This is a genomic window from Streptomyces sp. CA-111067, from assembly GCF_050956065.1.
In the GTDB taxonomy this organism is placed as follows: Bacteria; Actinomycetota; Actinomycetes; order Streptomycetales; family Streptomycetaceae; genus Actinacidiphila.
The window spans coordinates 2,392,745-2,410,189 of record NZ_CP192103.1 but is presented as its reverse complement, the minus strand read 5'-3'; the positions used below and the strand labels follow the sequence as shown (position 1 = coordinate 2,410,189).

The window sequence follows — 17,445 nt, the reverse complement described above, 5'->3', positions numbered from 1 at the left end:
GCGGCCGGGCGGCGGCGGGCGTCAGGCGTCAAGCACCGGATAGTCGGTGTAGCCGCGCTCGCCGCCGCCGTAGAACGCCTCCCGCAGCGGGGAGTTGAACGGCCCGCCCTGCCGCAGCCGGCGCGGCAGGTCGGGGTTCGCCAGGAAGAGCCGGCCGTACGAGAGCAGGTCCGCGGTGCCGTCCTCGATCAGCGCCAGCTCCTCGTGGTCGGAAGGGCGCTTGCCGGTATGGGCGTTGAGGATCAGCGGGCCGCCGAACCGCTTGCGCAGCTCCAGGGTCAGCGCGCGGTCGGCGGACTCCACCAGGTGCAGGTAGGCCGGCCCTATCGGTTCGAGTCCGCGCAGCAGCGCGAGGTAGGTGGGCCCCGGGTCGGGCTCGCTCAGATCGCCCAGCGGGTTGCCGGGCGAGATCCGCAGCCCCGTGCGGTGGGCGCCGATCGCGTCGGCCACCGCCCCGGTCAGCTCCACCGCGAAGCGCGCCCTGCGCTGCTCGTCGCCGCCCCAACCGTCGGTGCGGACATTGGAGTTGGGGGCCAGGAACTGGTGCGCGAGGTAGCCGTTGGCGGCGTGCAGCTCGACCCCGTCGAAGCCGGCCGCGACCGCGTTGCGGGCCGCCGACACATGATCGTCAATGGTCTGCCGGATGCCGTCCTCGGTCAGCTCGCTCGGCACCACGAAGTCCTTCGGCCCGTCGGCGGTGTAGACCTGCCCGGCGGCGGCCACCGGCGAGGGCCCGACCGGCAGCAGCCCGTCCGGCAGCAGTGACGGGTGGCCGATCCGCCCGGTGTGCATCAGCTGGACGAAGATCCGGCCGCCGGCCGCGTGCACCGCGTCCGTCACCTCGCGCCAGCCGGCGATCTGCCCGGCGCTGTGCAGCCCCGGGGTGTCCGGGTAGCCCTGGCCGACGGGGGAGGGCTGGGTGCCCTCGGTGATGATCAGCCCGGCGGAGGCGCGCTGCGCGTAGTAGCGGACGGCGGCCTCGGTGGGGCTGAGCCCCGGGCCGTACGCCCGGCTGCGGGTCATCGGGGCCATCACGATCCGGTTGGCCAGCCGGAGGCCCGACAGGTCGAAGGGGTCGAAAGCGCTGGTCACGGCGGCCTCCAGGGTGGCGGGACGGCGGGCGTCGCGGCGGGCTCGCGCGGACCGGCGGGGCATCGCGGCGGCTCGCGCGGGCCGGCCGGGCTCACCGTAACCCGGTATCCGGTCACGGAATGTTGAGGATTCATGAACTTCGCCCGGGGCCGCCGTGCGCGGGATCACAGCCGGCAGGAGCCGTCTGCGTTTGACATGAGTAGACCGGTCTGTCTACTCTCATATCTCGTGCTAGACAGACCGGTCTACCCAATCTTTGGACGGGGAATGGTCATGGAGAATCTCTCGACGGTCCGCGCTCGGCGAACCGAGCCGGCCGCCGCCCCGGGGCGTACTCAGGCCCCGGCCGGCCCCATCGCGGAAGGGGCCCGCATACCGCGGGCCGCGCGCGGACGGCGGCTGCCGCCGAACGTGGCCCTCTACGTACTCGCTTCCATCACCATCTCGTTCCTGGCCGCCTCCAGCGCCCCCACCCCGCTCTACGCCGTCTACCAGGCCGAATGGGGCTTCAGCCCGATCACCACCACCGTGGTCTTCGGCGTCTACGCGGTCGCGGTGCTGTCCGGGCTGCTGACCATGGGCAAGCTCTCCGACCACGTCGGGCGGCGGCCGGTGCTGCTGGTGTCGCTGACCGCGACGGCGGCCTCGATGGTCGTCTTCGCCACCGCCGGCGGCGTGCCCGAGCTGATGATCGCCCGGATCATCCAGGGCCTGTCCACCGGAGCCGCGCTCGGCGCGATCGGCGCCGGGATGATGGACATCGACCGGCCGCGCGGCACCATCACCAACGCCGTCGTGCCCGGCTTCGGCACCGCGACCGGCGCACTGGTCTCCGGTGTCTTCGTGCAGTTCCTGCCCGCGCCCACCCACCTGATCTACCTGGTGCTGCTCGGGGTGTTCGCCGTCCAGGCCGTGGCGGTGCTGGTGATGGCCGAGACGGTCACCCCCAAGCGCGGCGCGCTCGCCAGCCTGGTGCCGGAGATCAAGCTGCCGCGGGCGGTGCGGATGCCGGTGCTGGTCGCCGCGCCCGTCCTCTTCGCGGTCTGGGCGCTGGCCGGGCTCTACGGCTCGCTCGGCCCGTCGCTGGCCCGGCAGTTGACCGGTTCGAGCTCCGAAGTGCTGGGCGGCCTGAGCCTGTTCATCCTGGCCGGCGTCGCCGCGGTCTCGGTGCTGGTGCTGCGCCGGGCGTCGGCCCGTACGGTGATGCTGACCGGCGTGCTGGCACTGATCGCCGGGGTCGCCGTCACCCTCGTGGCGATCACCGACTCCTCGCCGACCGGCTTCTTCATCGGCACGGCGATCGCCGGAGTCGGCTTCGGCAGCGGGTTCCAGGGCGGCATCAGGACCGTCATGCCGCTGGCCGCGCCGCACGAGTCCTCCGGCGTACTCTCGTTCCTGTTCGTGGTGTCGTACCTGGGAATGGGCGTGCCCGCCGTGGCCGCCGGCTTCCTGGTCGTCCACGCAGGCGGGCTGACCGCCACCGCCCAGGAGTACGGCATCGCGGTGATCGTCCTGGCCGCGCTCGCCCTGCTCGGGCTGCTGCGCGGCGGCCGTCCCGCTGTCGAGCACACCCGGCTCTGAGCTGTCAGGGAAAGGATGGACGTCATGGAGACAGCCCAGCACACGCCCGCGCACCCGGCGAAGCCGTCGGCGCGCGAGCGGCTGCTCACCGCCGCGAACGAGCTCTTCTACGCCGAGGGCGTGCGGAGCGTCGGCATCGACCGGATCATCGAGCACGCGGGCGTGGCGAAGGCGTCGCTGTACAACACCTTCGGCGGCAAAGAGCAGTTGGTGCAGGCGTACCTGGAGCGACGGCACGAGAACATCAGCGCCAGGATCACCCGCGCGGTCGATTCGTACGACGCCCCGAGGGACCGGCTGCTCGCCGTCTTCGAAGCGCAGTCGGCCACCTTCGGCGACCCCGACTACCACGGCTGCGCGTTCATCAGCGCGAGCGCGGAGGCCGTCCCCGGCGGCCTGGTCGAGCAGGCGTCCGACAACTACCGCGGCTGGCTGCGCGGCCTGTTCACCCGACTCGCGGAGGACGCCGGCGCCGCCGACCCCGAGGCGCTCGGCCGGCAGCTTCAGTTCATCTACGACGGTGCCACCATCGCGGTCCGGATGGACCACAACGTGGCGGCCGGCGAGACGTCGAGGGCGATGGCGACCGCGCTCATCGACGCGGCGGTGGCGGGGGAGCGGTAGGAGCATTCTGGCGGGGGCGGGCCGCGAGCGGTTTCGGGCCTGCCGGGCCGGGCGGTGAACGGTTTCGGGTTTGGCGGGCGGGCGGGCGGTGAACGGCCTCGGGCCGGTCAGTTCCGTGACACGAAGGTGCGGGCCGGTGCGGTGGTTGTCGGGCCCGGACCGGTGGGTGGGGGGCGGAGCGCGCGGTAGGCCAGGCGGCCCGTCACCGTCAGGAAGGCCAGGCCGGCCAGCGGGTAGCCGGCTGAGAGGACCATCTCGGCGGCGCCCTGCCGCAGTTCGGGCCGGCTGGCGCCGTGCGGGACCTGCCAGGGCAGGTACGCGCAGAACGGCAGCCCTGCCGCCGCCGCCCCGCAGGCCCACCGGCCGGACCGGCGGCGTACCGCCTCCGCGCCGAGCAGCACCACCATCGGCACCGCCCACACCCAGTGGTGCGACCAGGACACCGGGCTGACCAGCAGCGCCGTGATCGCGCAGGCCACCGCCGCCCACGCCGCCCCGTTCGGCAGCCGGTCCCCGGCCAGCAGCGCGCCGACCGCGACGGCCAGCCCGGCGCATCCCACGACGAGCGCGGCCAGCACCCACAGCGTGCCCGGGTCGCCGGTGTGCTCCAGGCGGGCGGCGACGCCGCGCAGCGACTGGTTGGCGGTGTCCTCGCCGAAGCCGACCCGGTCGGGGGTGAAGACGACGCTCGTCCAGTAGCGGCGGGAGTCGTAGGGGAGCGCGGCGGCGGCGAGGGCGGCGGTGGCGGTGAAGGTGGTGGCGGCGGTGAGGGCGCGGCGGGCGTACAGGGGGTGGCCGGCGGCCCCGGCCTGGGTTCTCGGGCGGCGGGACAGCAGGCCGGCGAGGGCCAGCAGCACGGCGAACAGCGCGGGCGTCAGCTTGATCCCGGCGGCCAGCCCGATCCCGACGCCGGCCCAGCGGTGCGCCGGGGGCCTGGTCAGGTCCCACAGCACGAGCACCGCGAGCAGCAGGTTCACCTGCCCGTTCCCGAGCGTCGTCCACACCGGCTCGCACCACACGGCGACGGCCGCGACCACGAGCACCGCCGTCGGGCTCCGCCGCCCCACCAGCCGCAGCGACAGGGCGGCCAGCGCCAGCACGAGCCCGAGGTTCGCGGCCGTCGCCCCGGCCCGCATCACCCCGGTCGGCAGCCGGCTCAGCGGCGCGAACAGCAGGGCGGCGAACGGCGGGTAGGTCGTCGGCAGCCGCGCGTCGGTGGCCCGCATGGCGTACAGATCGCCGCCGCCGCGCACGGTCCAGCCCTCCGCGCGGTACACCATCAGGTCGATCATCGACACATGCGCGGCCCGCTGCGCGAGCCACACCCCCGCGAACGACCCCAGGCACCCGAGCAAGCCCGCCGCCGTCACCCACCGCCGCCCAGCACCCACGTAGGCGACTCCCTCAGCTCTCACCACTCGCCCGGCCACCCCGGAACCCCGAGGTCGCGCCCCCGGAGCGCCCCGAATTCCACTTGGCGAACCGCCCCAGGAGCCGTGTAAAGTATCCCAAGTCACCACCGGAAACGGCCCGACACCACACCCGTACGCGGGGCTGTAGCTCAGTTGGTAGAGCGCTTGCATGGCATGCAAGAGGTCCGGGGTTCAATTCCCCGTAGCTCCACAAGTAAGAGGGCGAAGTGTGCTCGCACCACGCGCGAGCCCCTTCGCCCTCCTCATTTCCGGGCTCGGCTCCGCCTCGCAGAGACGGCCGGCCGGGGGCGTCAGGGCACGGGGTTTGCCGGGGGAGCGGGAGCGTCGGCAGAGTCGATCAGCGTGGCCAGTGCCGCGCGGGTGAAGGCGCTGTCGTCGGGGGTGACCAGCGTGAAGAGATGCAGCCCCGCACCTACGACCGTGATGTCGTACGGCTCGTACCCGAAGCCGGCACCAGGGTACGGATCTTCGCGGGGGACCATCGTGAGCGACTGCCACCCTGCCGGTTGGTGGTAGAGGGCCAGCGGGCCTTCGCCTCGCTCGTCGAGGGTGTAGCCGGACATGTCCCAGTGCGCTTCCATCTCCTCGTCGCGAGAGATGAGGAGACCGCTGCTGTCGGTGGATGTCCCGACGCGGCCGGGAACCCACGGCGAGAACACCCCGTCCGAGCCTTCGTCGGCGGAAGCGCACCGAAGTGCGGGCCAGCGGCTGAGCCACGACCCGAGGAACCGCTCCACCACGGCGGCGGCCGGTCCCTGAACGAGGACGACGTGGTCCATCCCGGTGATCACGGTCTCTTCAACTTCCGATCCCTACCGAACGTTCCGGATGTGCGAGGTGCATTGCCTCTTCTCCGAGGTTGGCGGCTGGGCCGGTGGGTAGGGTGCGGGGCGTGCGGGAGTTGGTGGGGCTGCCGAAAGCGCATCTGCATGTGCACCTTGAGGGGGCCATGCGGGGGGCGACCTTTGACGAGTTGGCCGGTGGGAGGGGGCTGGCCGGCGGGGGGTTCGGGACGTTCGGGGACTTTCTCGGGGTGTATGGGGCGGCGGCTCGGCTGGTGCGGGACGGGCCCCGGGAGAACCTCATGCGGGTGGTGCGGGAGGTGGTCGAGGATGCCGCCGCGGACGGGGCCGTGTGGGTCGAGCCGCATTTCAATCCGCTGACCTATGAGGACGATCCCCGCGCGGCGCTCGAACTCCTCGACGCGGTGATCGGTGAGGGCCGCCGTGCGGGCGCCCGGCTCGGTGTCGGGTTCGGCGTGCTGGTGTACGCGCGGCGCAACGGGGCTCCCGCGGAGGCCGTCGAAACCGCTCGCCTCGCCGCCGACCGGGCGGGCGACGGGGTGGTCGCGTTCGGGCTGGCGGGGGACGAGTCGCAATACGGCCCGGAGCCGTTCGCCGAAGCGTTCGGCATCGCCCGGCGCGCCGGGCTCATCCCCGCCCCGCACGCGGGTGAACTCGCCGGTCCGGCAAGCGTCCGGGCCGCCGTTGACCGGCTCGGCGCGCGGCGGATCGCGCACGGCGTGCGGGCCGTCGAGGAACCCGCCCTCGTCGCGCGCCTCGCGCGGGAAGGCGTGGTGCTGGACGTCTGCCCGACCTCCAACGTGGCGCTGGGCGTCGTGCCGTCCATGGCCGCCCACCCGCTGCCGCTGCTGCTGGAAGCCGGTGTCCGCTGCACCCTCAACGCCGACGACCCGCTCCTGTTCGGCGCCGGGCTGCTGGACGAGTACGAGACCGCCCGCAGCGTCCTCGCCCTCACCGACGCCCAACTCGCCGCCGTCGCCCGCACATCGGTCCGGTCCTCCGGGGCGCCCGCGGCCGCAGCGGAGGAAGCGGTCGCCCGCATCGACGCCTGGCTCGAAGCCGAAGACGCCGGCAACCCCCGCTCTAGCGGGGCTGGTCGAACCCGCCCGCCGCCACCCCGCTGAGGAACGCGCGGAATTCGGACGCGCTGAACAGCAGCGCCGCCCCGTCCGGGTTCTTGCTGTCGCGCACGGCGACCTGGTCCGGGGTGCGCGCCAGCTCCACGCACTGGCCGTTGGGGCTGCTGTACGAGGACTTGCGCCACTGGGCCGAAGTCAGATCCATCGTGTCCATCTCCCGCTGTCGTCACGCCAGTTGATCGATTTCTGCCCGCAGGGCATTCTGACCCGCCGGGGCGCCGGTACTCAAGGTTGATTCACGAACAACTCTCCGTGACGGGTGGGGCGCCGGTCAAGAACGCGAGGTCGCGGCGACGGCGGCGGCCGGTGGCATGATCGGCCGGGTGAAGGTACTCGTTCTCGGAGCAACCGGGACCGTCGGCCGCGCGGTCGTCAGCGCGCTCGAAGGTGCCCATGAGGTGATCGGCGCCTCGCGCAGCAGCGGCCGGCTGCGGGCGGATCTGGCGGATCCCGGCACGCTGGACACGCTGTTCGACGCCGTCGGCGAACTGGACGCGGTGGTGTGCTGCGCCGCGAGCGGGCCGCTGGTGGATCTGGCGACGGTCACCGACCAGGAGTTGGCCGACGGGGCCCAGGGGAAGCTGTTCGGGCAGGTCGGGCTGGCCCGCCGGGCGCTCGCGCGGCTGCGGGACGGCGGCTCCGTCACGCTGACCGGCGGCACTTTCGCCACCCCGCTCCCCGGCGGTTCACTGGGCGCCCTGGTCAACTCCGCCCTTGAGGGCTTCGTCCGCAACGCCGCCGCCGAACTGCCGCGCGGCCTGCGGCTCAACCTGGTCAGCCCCGGCTGGATCAGCGAGACTCTGGAGGCGCTCGGCGAACCCGCCGAGGGCGGCACCCCGGCCGCCGAAGTGGCCCGCGCCTACGTCCGGTTGGTGGAGGGCGCCGCCCGGGGTGAGATCGCCCGGCCGTGACCCGCCGGGGCCCCGGCTATTCGCCGAACGTGAACCGGTAGACGTTGGAGTCGCGCAGCCGGAAGCCGGCCCGCTGGTAGAGGCGGTTCGCGGCCTCGCGGGACGGCCGGGAGGTGAGATCGACGGTGCGGGCGCCGGACGCCTCGGCCAACGTGAGCGCCGTACGGGTGAGTTCGGCGCCGACGCCCCGGCCGCGGGCGGCGTCGTCCACGACCACGTCCTCGATCCTGGCCCGCACGCCGGTCGGCAGCGTGAACACCACGAGCGTCAGGGTGCCGACGATCCGGCCGCCGACGCTGGCCGCCAGCACGGTCAGTGCGTCCGCCGCGAGCAGCGCCTCCACCGCTGCCGCGTCCAACGGCTGCGCGCCGGACGACAGTTGCGGCAGCAGCCGCCCGAGCGCGGCGACGATCTGGTCATCGGCTTCGCGGACGACCCGCACGTCGACATCAGCGCTCATGATCCGAACGCTACCGCCTCCGGCGCGGACGGCTGTGAACCCCGGCCACCACCGGCCCGGCGGCCCGGCTGCGACAGCAACTGCCCCGCTGGCGCCGGTGGCGGGGTGCCGGCCCGCTGCGGCTTGTCGCGCAGTTCCCCGCGCCCCTGGGGTAACCGGGGCCTGCGCTTGTCGCGCCCGTGCGGCGGCAGCCGCTGTGAGGTGCGGGCCCGCGCCCCTGGGGTGACCGGGGCCTGCGCTAGTCGCGCCCGTGCGGCGGCAGCCGCTGTGAGGTGCGGGCCCGCGCCCCTGGGGTAACCGGGGCCTGCGCTTGTCGCGCCCGTGCCCCTCGGGGTGACCGGGGGCGACGTCGGTAGGGTGGGCGGTATGGACTGGTTGCCTGTCGGGTTCGTGCACCCCGTGTTCGTGGCCCTGCCGGGTGGGCGGCATCATCTGCGGCCGATCACCGGTGCCGACACCGCGATCGACTACCCGGCGGTGATGGGCTCGCGCGAGCGGTTGTGGGCGGTCTACGGCGAGGCGTGGGGATGGCCGGCCGCTGACATGACCGAGGAGGAGGACCGCGCGGACCTGCTCAGGCACGAAGCGGAGATCGCGGCCCACCAGTCGTTCAACTACGCGTTGTTCGACCGCGCCGAGACGGCGCTGCTCGGCTGCGTCTACATCGACCCCCCGGAGAAGGCGGGCGCCGACGCCGAGATCTCGTGGTGGGTGGTGGACGACCAGGTCGGCACCGAGGTCCAGTCCGGTCTGGACGAGTTGGTGCCGCGCTGGATCGCCGAGGACTGGCCGTTCACCCGGGCGCGGTACGTCGGCCGCGACCTGACCTGGCAGGAGTGGCTGGCGCTGCCGGACGCCGCCGGCTGAGCGCCCCGCCCGGCGGCAGGACCGGGCCGCCCGCCGCAGAGCGGACCGCCCCGCCCTCAGCCCTCCGCGCCGTCCCGAACCGCCCACCCCACCAGCAGCCGGTTCCCCGGGGCGCCGAACCGGCCCGTCCAGCGGTGGTAGGTCTCCTGGGCCGGGCCCGCGAAGTCGAAGCCGTGGGAGGAGATCCACGACGCCACCGCGTCGTACGCGGTCAGGATCGCCGGGTAGGCGGCGTCCGGACCCTCCACCAGCGTGCCGGCGAACGGCGTCTCGTCCAACTGGACCAGGTACACGCCGTCCGGCAGATCCCCCGGCTGCGCCGAGTCCGGCGCGTACGGCAGGCACGCCTCGATCTCGGTGGCGGCCTCCTCCTCCAGCCGGCCGTGGAAGAGCGTGAAGGCGGGCTGGTCGAACTGCAGGGGGCCGCGCCCGGCGACCGTGTAGAGGGTCTGGAAGCTGCGGTCCATGAACGGCACGAAGCCGTCCAGGGTCACCGACCCCCGGCAGGCGAGCGCACGGACCGGACGGCGGCGTTCGAGGGTGATGTCGTGACTCATGTCCACTCCTTCTGACAGGCGCGGGATCAGCCCGCGCAGCAGCGCACGCTGCGCGTCCACCCGCTGCTCGGCGGCTCTTACGCGGGCGTGGAGTTCGGCGGCGATGCCGGCGGCGTCACCGCCTTCGGCGCGGCGCCGCAGCAGTTCCCGGATGTCGTCCACCGGGATGTCCAACTGCCGCAGCGATCGGATGAGCTGAGCGGTGTCCACCTGCTCGCGCGCGTAGTGCCGGTAGCCGCTCACCGGATCTGTGGCGGTCGGCGTCAGCACGCCGACCGCGTCGTAGTGCCGCAGTGCCGTCACCGAAAGACCGGTGGCCTGGGCGAACTGCCCTATCGGCAGCAGGTTCCTGGTGTCCACGGGGAAAAGCGTGCCGCCTCAGGCGGCCTGAGGGTCAAGGCCGGACTCCGGGCCGACAAGCGGAAGGCGGTCTTCCCCGGACAACTTCACCGCTGCTAGCGTCAATTGGTTCGGACCCGTGCAAACCTCGCGGCCAGACCCGCCACGGACGGTTACTTGACCTGCTCTTGGGGAAATCGTACCCCTGGCATGAACTGATCAGCGAAAGAGTATCGCTCTGCGGTACGGCGCGTACGCATAGCGGCGACACCGCTTCACGCGACAACTCGCTTCGCATGGGGGTTTCATGAGATTTGAGCGCAAGAGAACCCGCGCCGCACTGGTGGCCACCGCAGCGCTGCCACTGGTGGCCGGCGCCCTCGTCCTCGGCGCGCAGTCCGCAACGGCCGACCAACCGAGCGGACGTCAGCTGCTGTCGGGCACCAAGCCGGCCTGGGCCACCGCCCAGGCGGACAAGGGCTCCACGTCCGACTCCAGCAAGGTGACCGTCCGCGTGTACCTCGCGGGACGGGACGCCAAGGGCCTCGCCGCCTACGCGAAGGCCGTCTCCGACCCCAGCTCGGCCGCCTACGGTCACTACCTGACCGCCGCTCAGGCCGAGTCCCGCTACGGCGCCACCAAGGCGCAGATCGCGGCGGTCACCCACTGGCTGAACTCCTCCGGCCTGAAGGTGACCGGCACCAGCAGGCACTACCTGACCGTCAGCGGCCAGGTGTCCGCCGCCGAGAAGGCGTTCGGCACCCAGCTGCACAACTACGCCAAGTCGGGCCACACCTACCACGCCCCGACCGGCACGGCCTCCGCGCCGTCCGACCTGAACGGCGCCGTCCTCGCGGTCAGCGGCCTGGACAACGCCCCCCGGATGGCCACCCACGACGAGACCCTGCCGCCGCCGGAGGACGCGTTCGTCAACTCCGGCCCGTTCTCGACCTACTACGGTTCGAACACCGACAAGAAGCTTCCCTCGGCGTACGGCAGCAAGGCCCCGTACACGATCAAGGGATACGCCGGCGACGAGCTGCGTGCCGCCTACGGCGCCGGCAAGTACACCGGCAAGGGCGTCACCGTCGCGATCACCGACGCCTACGCCTCGCCGAACATCGCCTCGGACAGCGCGAAGCTGGCCAAGGACACCGGCGGGCAGAAGTACCGCAAGGGCCAGCTCACCCAGGTCGTGCCGGAAGCCGACGGCTACAACAGCGTCGACGAGTGCGGCGCCTCCGGCTGGTACGGCGAGGAGTCGCTCGACGTCGAGTCGGTGCACGCGGTGGCGCCCGACGCGAACATCGTCTACGTCGGCGCCAAGTCCTGCTTCGACGACGACCTGATGGACTCGCTGAGCACCGTCGTGGACGGCCGGCTCGCCACCATCGTCACCAACTCCTGGGGTGACGTGGAGGCCAACCAGACTCCCGAGCTGGCGGCGGCCTACGACCAGATCTTCCAGCAGGGCGCGGTCGAGGGCATCGGCTTCTACTTCTCCTCCGGTGACGACGGCGACGACGTCATCAGCGGCGGCGTCAAGGACGTCAACACCCCGGCCAACTCCGACTGGGTGACCTCGGTCGGCGGCACCTCGCTGGCCGTCGGCAAGAACGACAAGTACCTGTGGGAGACCGGCTGGGGCACCAAGCGCGCCCCGCTGTCGGACGACGGCAAGAGCTGGGCCGGCTTCCCCGGTCCGTTCACCTCCGGCGCCGGCGGCGGCACCAGCAAGACGTACGCGCAGCCGTACTACCAGCGCGGCGTCGTTCCCGACTCGCTCTCGCTGGCCAACGGCGGCACCACCAAGATGCGCGTCGAGCCCGACATCGCCGCGGTGGCCGACCCGACCACCGGCTTCCTGGTCGGCGAGACGATGACGTTCCCTGACGGCACCGCGAAGTACAACGAGTACCGCCTCGGCGGCACCTCGCTGGCCTCGCCGGTGATCGCCGGTGTGCAGGCACTCGCCGAGCAGGCCCGCGGCGGGATCCCGATCGGCTTCGCCAACCCGGGCATCTACGACAAGTACGGCACGTCCGCGTACCACGACGTGACCGACCACCCGCTGGGCCAGGGCCAGGGCATCGCCAACGTCCGAGTGGACTTCGCGAACAGCACCGACGCCTCCGACGGCCTGATCACGTCGCTGCGCAGCTTCGGTCTGGACAGCACCCTGTCCGCGACCGTCGGCTACGACAACGTGACCGGCGTCGGCTCGCCGGGCAAGGACTACGTCAAGTCGTACAAGCCGGCGAAGGGCCGCTGACGCGAATCGCCGCTGAGGCCGGATGCCGCTGACGCGGAACAGCGCCGACGCGGAACCCGTGTGAGTGACGGGGCCCGTACCGGGGAGCGATCCTCGGTGCGGGCCCCGTACCCGCTGCGGTAAACTCGCCCCATGCGATCCGTGAGCCTCCTGCTTAGCGAGCCGCACTGACCACGACCCACGTCGGTGCGGCACCCCTCCTGTGCGAGGGGTTTTTTTGTCTCCGCGGGCAGGCGGACGGCACACGGCGCTCCGGCGATGCGGCCGTCATGACAGCGATGGAGTACCGAGGACGATGAGCGACACCCCACCGGCCACCGAGACGGCCGCACCCCACCGCTACACGGCCGCGATGGCCGCCGACATCGAGGACCGCTGGCAGGACTACTGGGACGCGCACGGCACCTTCGCCGCGCCCAACCCCAGCGGCGAGCTGGCCGGCGACCCGGAGCTGGCCGCGCGCCCCAAGACGTTCATCATGGACATGTTCCCGTACCCCTCGGGCGCCGGACTGCACGTCGGCCACCCGCTGGGCTACATCGCCACCGACGCCTTCGCCCGCTTCCAGCGGATGGCCGGCCACAACGTGCTGCACACCCTGGGCTTCGACGCGTTCGGGCTGCCCGCCGAGCAGTACGCCGTGCAGACCGGCACCCACCCGCGGGTGTCCACCGAGGCCAACATGGTCACGATGAAGGCGCAGCTGCGCCGGCTGGGCCTGGGCCACGACAAGCGCCGCTCGTTCGCCACCATCGACCCCGGCTACTACCGCTGGACGCAGTGGATCTTCCTGCAGATCTACAACTCCTGGTACGACACCGAGGCCGGCCGGGCCCGCCCGATCGACGAGCTGGTCGCCCAGTTCGCCGACGGCAGCCGGCCCACTCCCGACGGCCGCGCCTGGTCCGAGCTGACCGGGCCCGAGCGCGCCGAGGTGCTGAGCGGCCACCGGCTGGCCTACGCCGCCAAGTCGCCGGTCAACTGGGCGCCGGGCCTGGGCACCGTCCTGGCCAACGAGGAGGTCACCGCCGACGGCCGCTCCGAGCGCGGCGACTTCCCGGTCTTCAAGGCCGACCTGCTGCAGTGGAAGATGCGGATCACCGCGTACGCCGACCGGCTGGCCGACGACCTGGACCTGCTGGACTGGCCCGAGGCGATCAAGCAGCAGCAGCGGAACTGGATCGGGCGCAGCGAGGGCGCCCGGGTGGACTTCCCGGTACGCGGTGCTGCCGGCGAGGGCGGCGGCGAGCACGCGATCACCGTCTTCACCACCCGCCAGGACACCCTGTTCGGCGCCACCTACATGGTGCTGGCGCCGGAGCACGAGCTGGTCGAGTCGATCGTCCCGGCCGCCTGGCCCGAGGGCACCCACGAGGTGTGGACCGGCGGCTACCCGACGCCCGCCGACGCGGTGGCCGCGTACCGCAAGCAGGCCGCGTCGAAGTCCGACGTCGAGCGGCAGGCCGAGGCCAAGGACAAGACCGGCGTGTTCACCGGCGCGTTCGCGGTCAACCCGGTCAGCGGCGAGCCCGTCCCGGTGTTCATCGCCGACTACGTGCTGATCGGCTACGGCACCGGCGCGATCATGGCCGTCCCCGCCCACGACAGCCGCGACTTCGCCTTCGCCCGCGCCTTCGAACTGCCGATGCGCTGCGTGGTCGAGCCCACCGACGGCCGCGGCACCGACCCGGCCACCTGGGACGACGCCTTCGCCTCGTACGAAGCCAAGATCGTCAACTCCACCGGCTCCGGGCTGTCGCTGGACGGTCTGGGCGTGGTCGAGGCCAAGGCCGCCATCACCGACTGGCTGGTCGAGCACGGCGTCGGCGAGGGCACGGTCAACTACCGGCTGCGCGACTGGCTGTTCAGCCGGCAGCGGTACTGGGGCGAGCCGTTCCCGATCGTCTACGACGAGGACGGCGTGCCGCACGCGCTGCCCGACTCGATGCTGCCGGTCGAGCTGCCCGAGGTGGACGACTACAGCCCGCGCACGTTCGACCCGGACGACGCGGACACCTCGCCCGAGCCGCCGCTGTCCCGCAACCCGGGCTGGGTCGACGTCGAACTGGACCTGGGCGACGGCAACGGCGTCCGCACGTACCGGCGCGAGACCAACACCATGCCCAACTGGGCCGGTTCGTGCTGGTACGAGCTGCGCTACCTGGACCCGTTCAACACCGAGCGGCTGGTCGACCCGGACATCGAGGCGTACTGGATGGGCCCGCGCGACGGGCAGGCCGCCGGCGGCGTCGACCTGTACGTCGGCGGCTCGGAGCACGCCGTACTGCACCTGCTGTACGCCCGTTTCTGGCACAAGGTGCTGTACGACCTGGGGCACATCTCGTCCTTCGAGCCGTTCCACAAGCTGTACAACCAGGGCATGATCCAGGCGTTCGTCTACCGCGACGCGCGCGGGTTCGCGGTGCCCGCGGCCGAGGTGGAGGAGCGCGACGGCGGCTACTTCCACCAGGGCGAGAAGGTCTCCCGGGTGCTGGGCAAGATGGGCAAGTCGCTGAAGAACGCGGTGACTCCGGACGAGATCTGCGCGGAGTACGGCGCCGACACGCTGCGGCTGTACGAGATGGCGATGGGCCCGCTGGACGTGTCCAGGCCGTGGGACACCCGCGCGGTCGTCGGCCAGTACCGGCTGCTGCAACGGCTGTGGCGCAACGTGGTGGACGAGGCCACCGGCGAGGTCACCGTCACCGACGCCGAGCCGGCCGAGGAGACGCTGCGCGCGCTGCACCAGGCGATCCAGGGCGTGGCCGGCGACATGGCGGGCCTGCGCTTCAACACCGCCGTCGCCAAGATCACCGAGCTGAACAACCACCTGACCAAGGCGGGCGGCCCGGTGCCGCGCTCGATCGCCGAGCCGCTGGTGCTGCTGGTCGCGCCGCTGGCCCCGCACATCGCCGAGGAGCTGTGGCGACGGCTGGGCCACACCGAGTCGCTGGTGCACCAGCCCTTCCCGGTCGCCGACCCGGAGCTGGCGCAGGACCCGGCGGTGGTCTGCGTCGTCCAGATCAAGGGCAAGGTCAAGGCCCGGCTGGAGGTGCCGCCGACGATCTCCGAGGCGGAGCTGGAGGCGCAGGCGCTGGCCGACCCGGCGGTCGTCGCCGCGCTGGGCGGGGCGGCGGTGCGGAAGGTGATCGTGCGGGCGCCGAAGCTGGTCAATATCGTGGTGTGAGGTTGACGCGACCGTGGCCTGAGGCGGCCGGGCCCCGGGTCGCGCGCGGCCGGGGCCCGGTGCGGGGCCGGGGGGTCGGGCCCGGAGCCGGGGCGATTCGGCCCCGGGCCCTTAGGGGGACGTTGGGGGATCTGCCGGGTCCCCCGGGTGGGTCGTTGCGGCTACGGTGGAGAGAGGGGTTGTCCGCCGCCCGCCGAGACGCGACCGAGGAGCACCTGTGGAGACCGTCGGCATCATCGTGCTGCTCCTCTTCCTGATCTTCGCCGCGCTCGCCGCCGTCGCGACCGTCCGGACGGTACGAGCCGTCAAGCGGGGCGTCGCGCGCAGCACCGCGCAGGCCCGCCGGATGGTCGAGGACACCCAGATCAAGGCCAGGCGGTACGCGATGCCGGGCGCGGCCGGCCAACTGGCCCAACTGCGGCTCGACCTGCGCAACGCGATCGATAGCACGGGCAGGGCGCTCGACGCCGCCGACCCGCACGACGCCTCGCTCGCCGAGGCCGGCACGCTGCTGAGCCGGCTCAACGACCACGCCCGCGCGCTGGACGGCGAGCTGAAGATCCTTGAGGCCGAGCCGGACCGTTCGCGGATCGCCGAGCGCCTGCCCGACCTGTCCGAACGGGTCGGCCGCGTCACCCACTCCGCGGACGCGCTGCGCTGGGCCACGCAGGACCGGGCGCGGCACACCGCTGACGACGATCTGGCCGAGCTGAGCCGGGCGATCGACCTGGAGGCGGAGGCGCTGCGGCACTGGGCACCGGTGGACGGGCCGGGCCGGCAGGGGCATCCGGGCCGGGCGCCGGAGGCGCCGCCTGGGCCCTCGCCGTACCGGAAGCTGAGGGCGTCGGGGGAGTAGGGGCGGCCCGCGGGCTCCCGGTTGCCCGGACGGGTCGCCGGGGCGGCCGGGCCCCTTTTGCGGGTAGCCGTGCGGGTGGCTGCGTACCCGGCCGGGGCGGCCTGGCGCTCTCTGCGGGAGGCTCTGTGCCGGGCCGGGCGGCGCGCGGCGCCGAGGGTCCGAGTGTCGTCGCGACCTGCGCCCCGGTAACCTCCCGCTCATGTCCCCGCATGTCGCCATCGTCACGGATTCCACGGCCTACCTGGGCCAGGACGCACTGACCCGGCACCGTATCTCGGTCGTTCCGCTGACCGTGGTGATCGGCGACGAGGCTCTTGAGGAGGGCACCGAGATCTCCGCCCCGGCCGTCGCGCGGGCGCTGCGGCAGCGCGATCCGGTGACCACCTCGCGGCCAGGACCGGCCGAGTTCGACTCCGTCTACAAGGCCGCGGCGGCGGCCGGCGCGGACTCGATCGTCTCCCTGCACCTGTCCGCCGACTTCTCGGGTACGTACGACGCGGCGACGGTCGCGGCGAAGGACGCGCCGGTGCCGGTGCTCGTGGTGGACACCGGAATGGTCGCGATGGCGCTGGGTTTCACCGTGCTGGCGGCAGCGCTGGCGGCGGAGTCGGGCGGCACGGCGGAGGAGGCGGTGGCGGCGGCGGAGCGGCGGGCGGCGGAGATGTCCGCTTACTTCTATGTCGACACGCTCGACTATCTGCGCCGGGGCGGCCGGATCGGCGCGGCGCAGGCGCTGTTCGGCTCGGCGCTGGCGATGAAGCCGCTGCTCCAGCTCGCGGACGGCCGGATCGAACTGCTGGAGAAGGTGCGTACGGCGTCGAAGGCGATCACCCGGCTTGAGGAGATCGCCGTGGAACGGGCCGGCACGAGGCGGGTGGCGCTCGCCGTGCACCACCTGGCGTCGGCGGACCGGGCTGCGGCACTGGCGGACCGGCTGCGGGAGCGGGTGCCCGGCCTCGACGAGCTGGTGGTGAGCGAGGTGGGCGCGGTGATCGGCGCGCACGCGGGGCCCGGGCTGCTCGGGGTCGTGGTGTCGCCGCTCTGATTCACCCTGGCGGGTGACGAAGTTATCCACAGGGCGAGGGTTGTCCACAGGAACCGACCAAGATCATCTTTTGGCGGCCGGGTGGCTCAGGATCGGCGTTATGAACGCGTCGAAGATCGCACCGAGGTATGTGGAGGGGCCGGGTGACGGCCGGGGCGGCGGCTTGGCCGGGGCCGGGGCCGGGGCTGACGTCCGGGTCGGGACTGGGGTCCGGGCTTCGGCCGGCGGCCGGGCCGGCGGCCGGGCCGGCGCGCGGGCGCGGCGGAGAGCGGCGGTCAG

The 17,445-nt window shown here is 72.8% G+C and carries 15 protein-coding genes and 1 tRNA gene; 10 read left to right on the top strand and 6 right to left on the bottom strand.

Annotated features, from left to right (window positions below):
* Positions 1-21 precede the first annotated feature (21 nt).
* Positions 22-1,092, bottom strand: a complete 1,071-nt coding sequence (locus ACQPW6_RS10465; RefSeq protein WP_433889299.1) for an alkene reductase — start codon at positions 1,090-1,092, stop codon at positions 22-24.
* Positions 1,093-1,365: 273 nt separating this feature from the next.
* Between ACQPW6_RS10465 and ACQPW6_RS10460 the strand changes: the two genes are divergently transcribed.
* Positions 1,366-2,673: an MFS transporter gene (locus ACQPW6_RS10460; protein WP_433889298.1), complete on the top strand. Its 1,308-nt coding sequence runs from the start codon at positions 1,366-1,368 to the stop codon at positions 2,671-2,673.
* A gap of 24 nt (positions 2,674-2,697) precedes the next feature.
* The gene (locus ACQPW6_RS10455; protein ID WP_433889297.1) at positions 2,698-3,297 is read left to right on the top strand and encodes a TetR/AcrR family transcriptional regulator; all 600 of its coding nucleotides are present in this window, start codon (positions 2,698-2,700) and stop codon (positions 3,295-3,297) included.
* 107 nt (positions 3,298-3,404) lie between these two features.
* Here ACQPW6_RS10455 and ACQPW6_RS10450 read toward each other — a convergent pair whose 3' ends face one another.
* The gene (locus tag ACQPW6_RS10450) at positions 3,405-4,688 is read right to left on the bottom strand and encodes a glycosyltransferase 87 family protein (RefSeq protein WP_433889296.1); all 1,284 of its coding nucleotides are present in this window, start codon (positions 4,686-4,688) and stop codon (positions 3,405-3,407) included.
* Between the two features lie 159 nt (positions 4,689-4,847).
* Here ACQPW6_RS10450 and ACQPW6_RS10445 point away from each other — a divergent pair.
* Positions 4,848-4,920, top strand: a tRNA-Ala gene (locus tag ACQPW6_RS10445).
* Positions 4,921-5,020: 100 nt separating this feature from the next.
* Here the strand turns inward: ACQPW6_RS10445 and ACQPW6_RS10440 are convergent.
* The gene (locus tag ACQPW6_RS10440) at positions 5,021-5,521 is read right to left on the bottom strand and encodes a hypothetical protein (RefSeq protein WP_433889295.1); all 501 of its coding nucleotides are present in this window, start codon (positions 5,519-5,521) and stop codon (positions 5,021-5,023) included.
* Between the two features lie 83 nt (positions 5,522-5,604).
* On the opposite strand from ACQPW6_RS10440, the gene add reads away from it, so the two are divergent.
* Positions 5,605-6,657, top strand: coding sequence for an adenosine deaminase (add, locus tag ACQPW6_RS10435; RefSeq protein ID WP_433889294.1), 1,053 nt, complete (start codon positions 5,605-5,607; stop codon positions 6,655-6,657).
* Here the strand turns inward: add and ACQPW6_RS10430 are convergent.
* Complete coding sequence (locus tag ACQPW6_RS10430) at positions 6,617-6,817, bottom strand: DUF397 domain-containing protein (RefSeq protein ID WP_433889293.1); 201 nt, start codon at positions 6,815-6,817, stop codon at positions 6,617-6,619. The two genes, add and ACQPW6_RS10430, sit on opposite strands and share 41 nt — an antisense overlap.
* Positions 6,818-6,995: 178 nt before the next feature.
* Here ACQPW6_RS10430 and ACQPW6_RS10425 point away from each other — a divergent pair, with 178 nt between their 5' ends.
* Positions 6,996-7,583 (top strand): short chain dehydrogenase, encoded by a 588-nt coding sequence (locus tag ACQPW6_RS10425; protein WP_433889292.1) that lies wholly within the window; start codon positions 6,996-6,998, stop codon positions 7,581-7,583.
* 16 nt (positions 7,584-7,599) lie between these two features.
* On the opposite strand, the gene ACQPW6_RS10420 is transcribed toward ACQPW6_RS10425, so the two are convergent.
* Positions 7,600-8,043 carry a GNAT family N-acetyltransferase gene (locus ACQPW6_RS10420; RefSeq protein ID WP_433889291.1) on the bottom strand — a complete coding sequence of 148 codons (444 nt, stop codon included), beginning with the start codon at positions 8,041-8,043 and terminating at the stop codon, positions 7,600-7,602.
* Between the two features lie 366 nt (positions 8,044-8,409).
* Between ACQPW6_RS10420 and ACQPW6_RS10415 the strand changes: the two genes are divergently transcribed.
* Positions 8,410-8,910: a GNAT family N-acetyltransferase gene (locus ACQPW6_RS10415; RefSeq protein WP_433889290.1), complete on the top strand. Its 501-nt coding sequence runs from the start codon at positions 8,410-8,412 to the stop codon at positions 8,908-8,910.
* 56 nt (positions 8,911-8,966) lie between these two features.
* On the opposite strand, the gene ACQPW6_RS10410 is transcribed toward ACQPW6_RS10415, so the two are convergent.
* Positions 8,967-9,827: a MerR family transcriptional regulator gene (locus ACQPW6_RS10410; protein WP_433889289.1), complete on the bottom strand. Its 861-nt coding sequence runs from the start codon at positions 9,825-9,827 to the stop codon at positions 8,967-8,969.
* A gap of 286 nt (positions 9,828-10,113) precedes the next feature.
* Here ACQPW6_RS10410 and ACQPW6_RS10405 point away from each other — a divergent pair, with 286 nt between their 5' ends.
* From ACQPW6_RS10405 to ACQPW6_RS10390, 4 genes are all read left to right on the top strand, one after another.
* A complete protein-coding gene (locus tag ACQPW6_RS10405; protein ID WP_433889288.1) occupies positions 10,114-12,078 on the top strand; it encodes a S53 family peptidase in 1,965 nt (654 codons plus the stop codon).
* 295 nt (positions 12,079-12,373) lie between these two features.
* A complete protein-coding gene (gene leuS, locus ACQPW6_RS10400) occupies positions 12,374-15,265 on the top strand; it encodes a leucine--tRNA ligase (RefSeq protein WP_433889287.1) in 2,892 nt (963 codons plus the stop codon).
* Between the two features lie 217 nt (positions 15,266-15,482).
* A complete protein-coding gene (locus ACQPW6_RS10395; RefSeq protein ID WP_433889286.1) occupies positions 15,483-16,121 on the top strand; it encodes a tetratricopeptide repeat protein in 639 nt (212 codons plus the stop codon).
* 199 nt (positions 16,122-16,320) lie between these two features.
* Entirely contained in the window at positions 16,321-17,166 is an 846-nt protein-coding gene (locus ACQPW6_RS10390; protein WP_433889285.1) for a DegV family protein, read from the top strand.
* Positions 17,167-17,445: the final 279 nt, after the last annotated feature.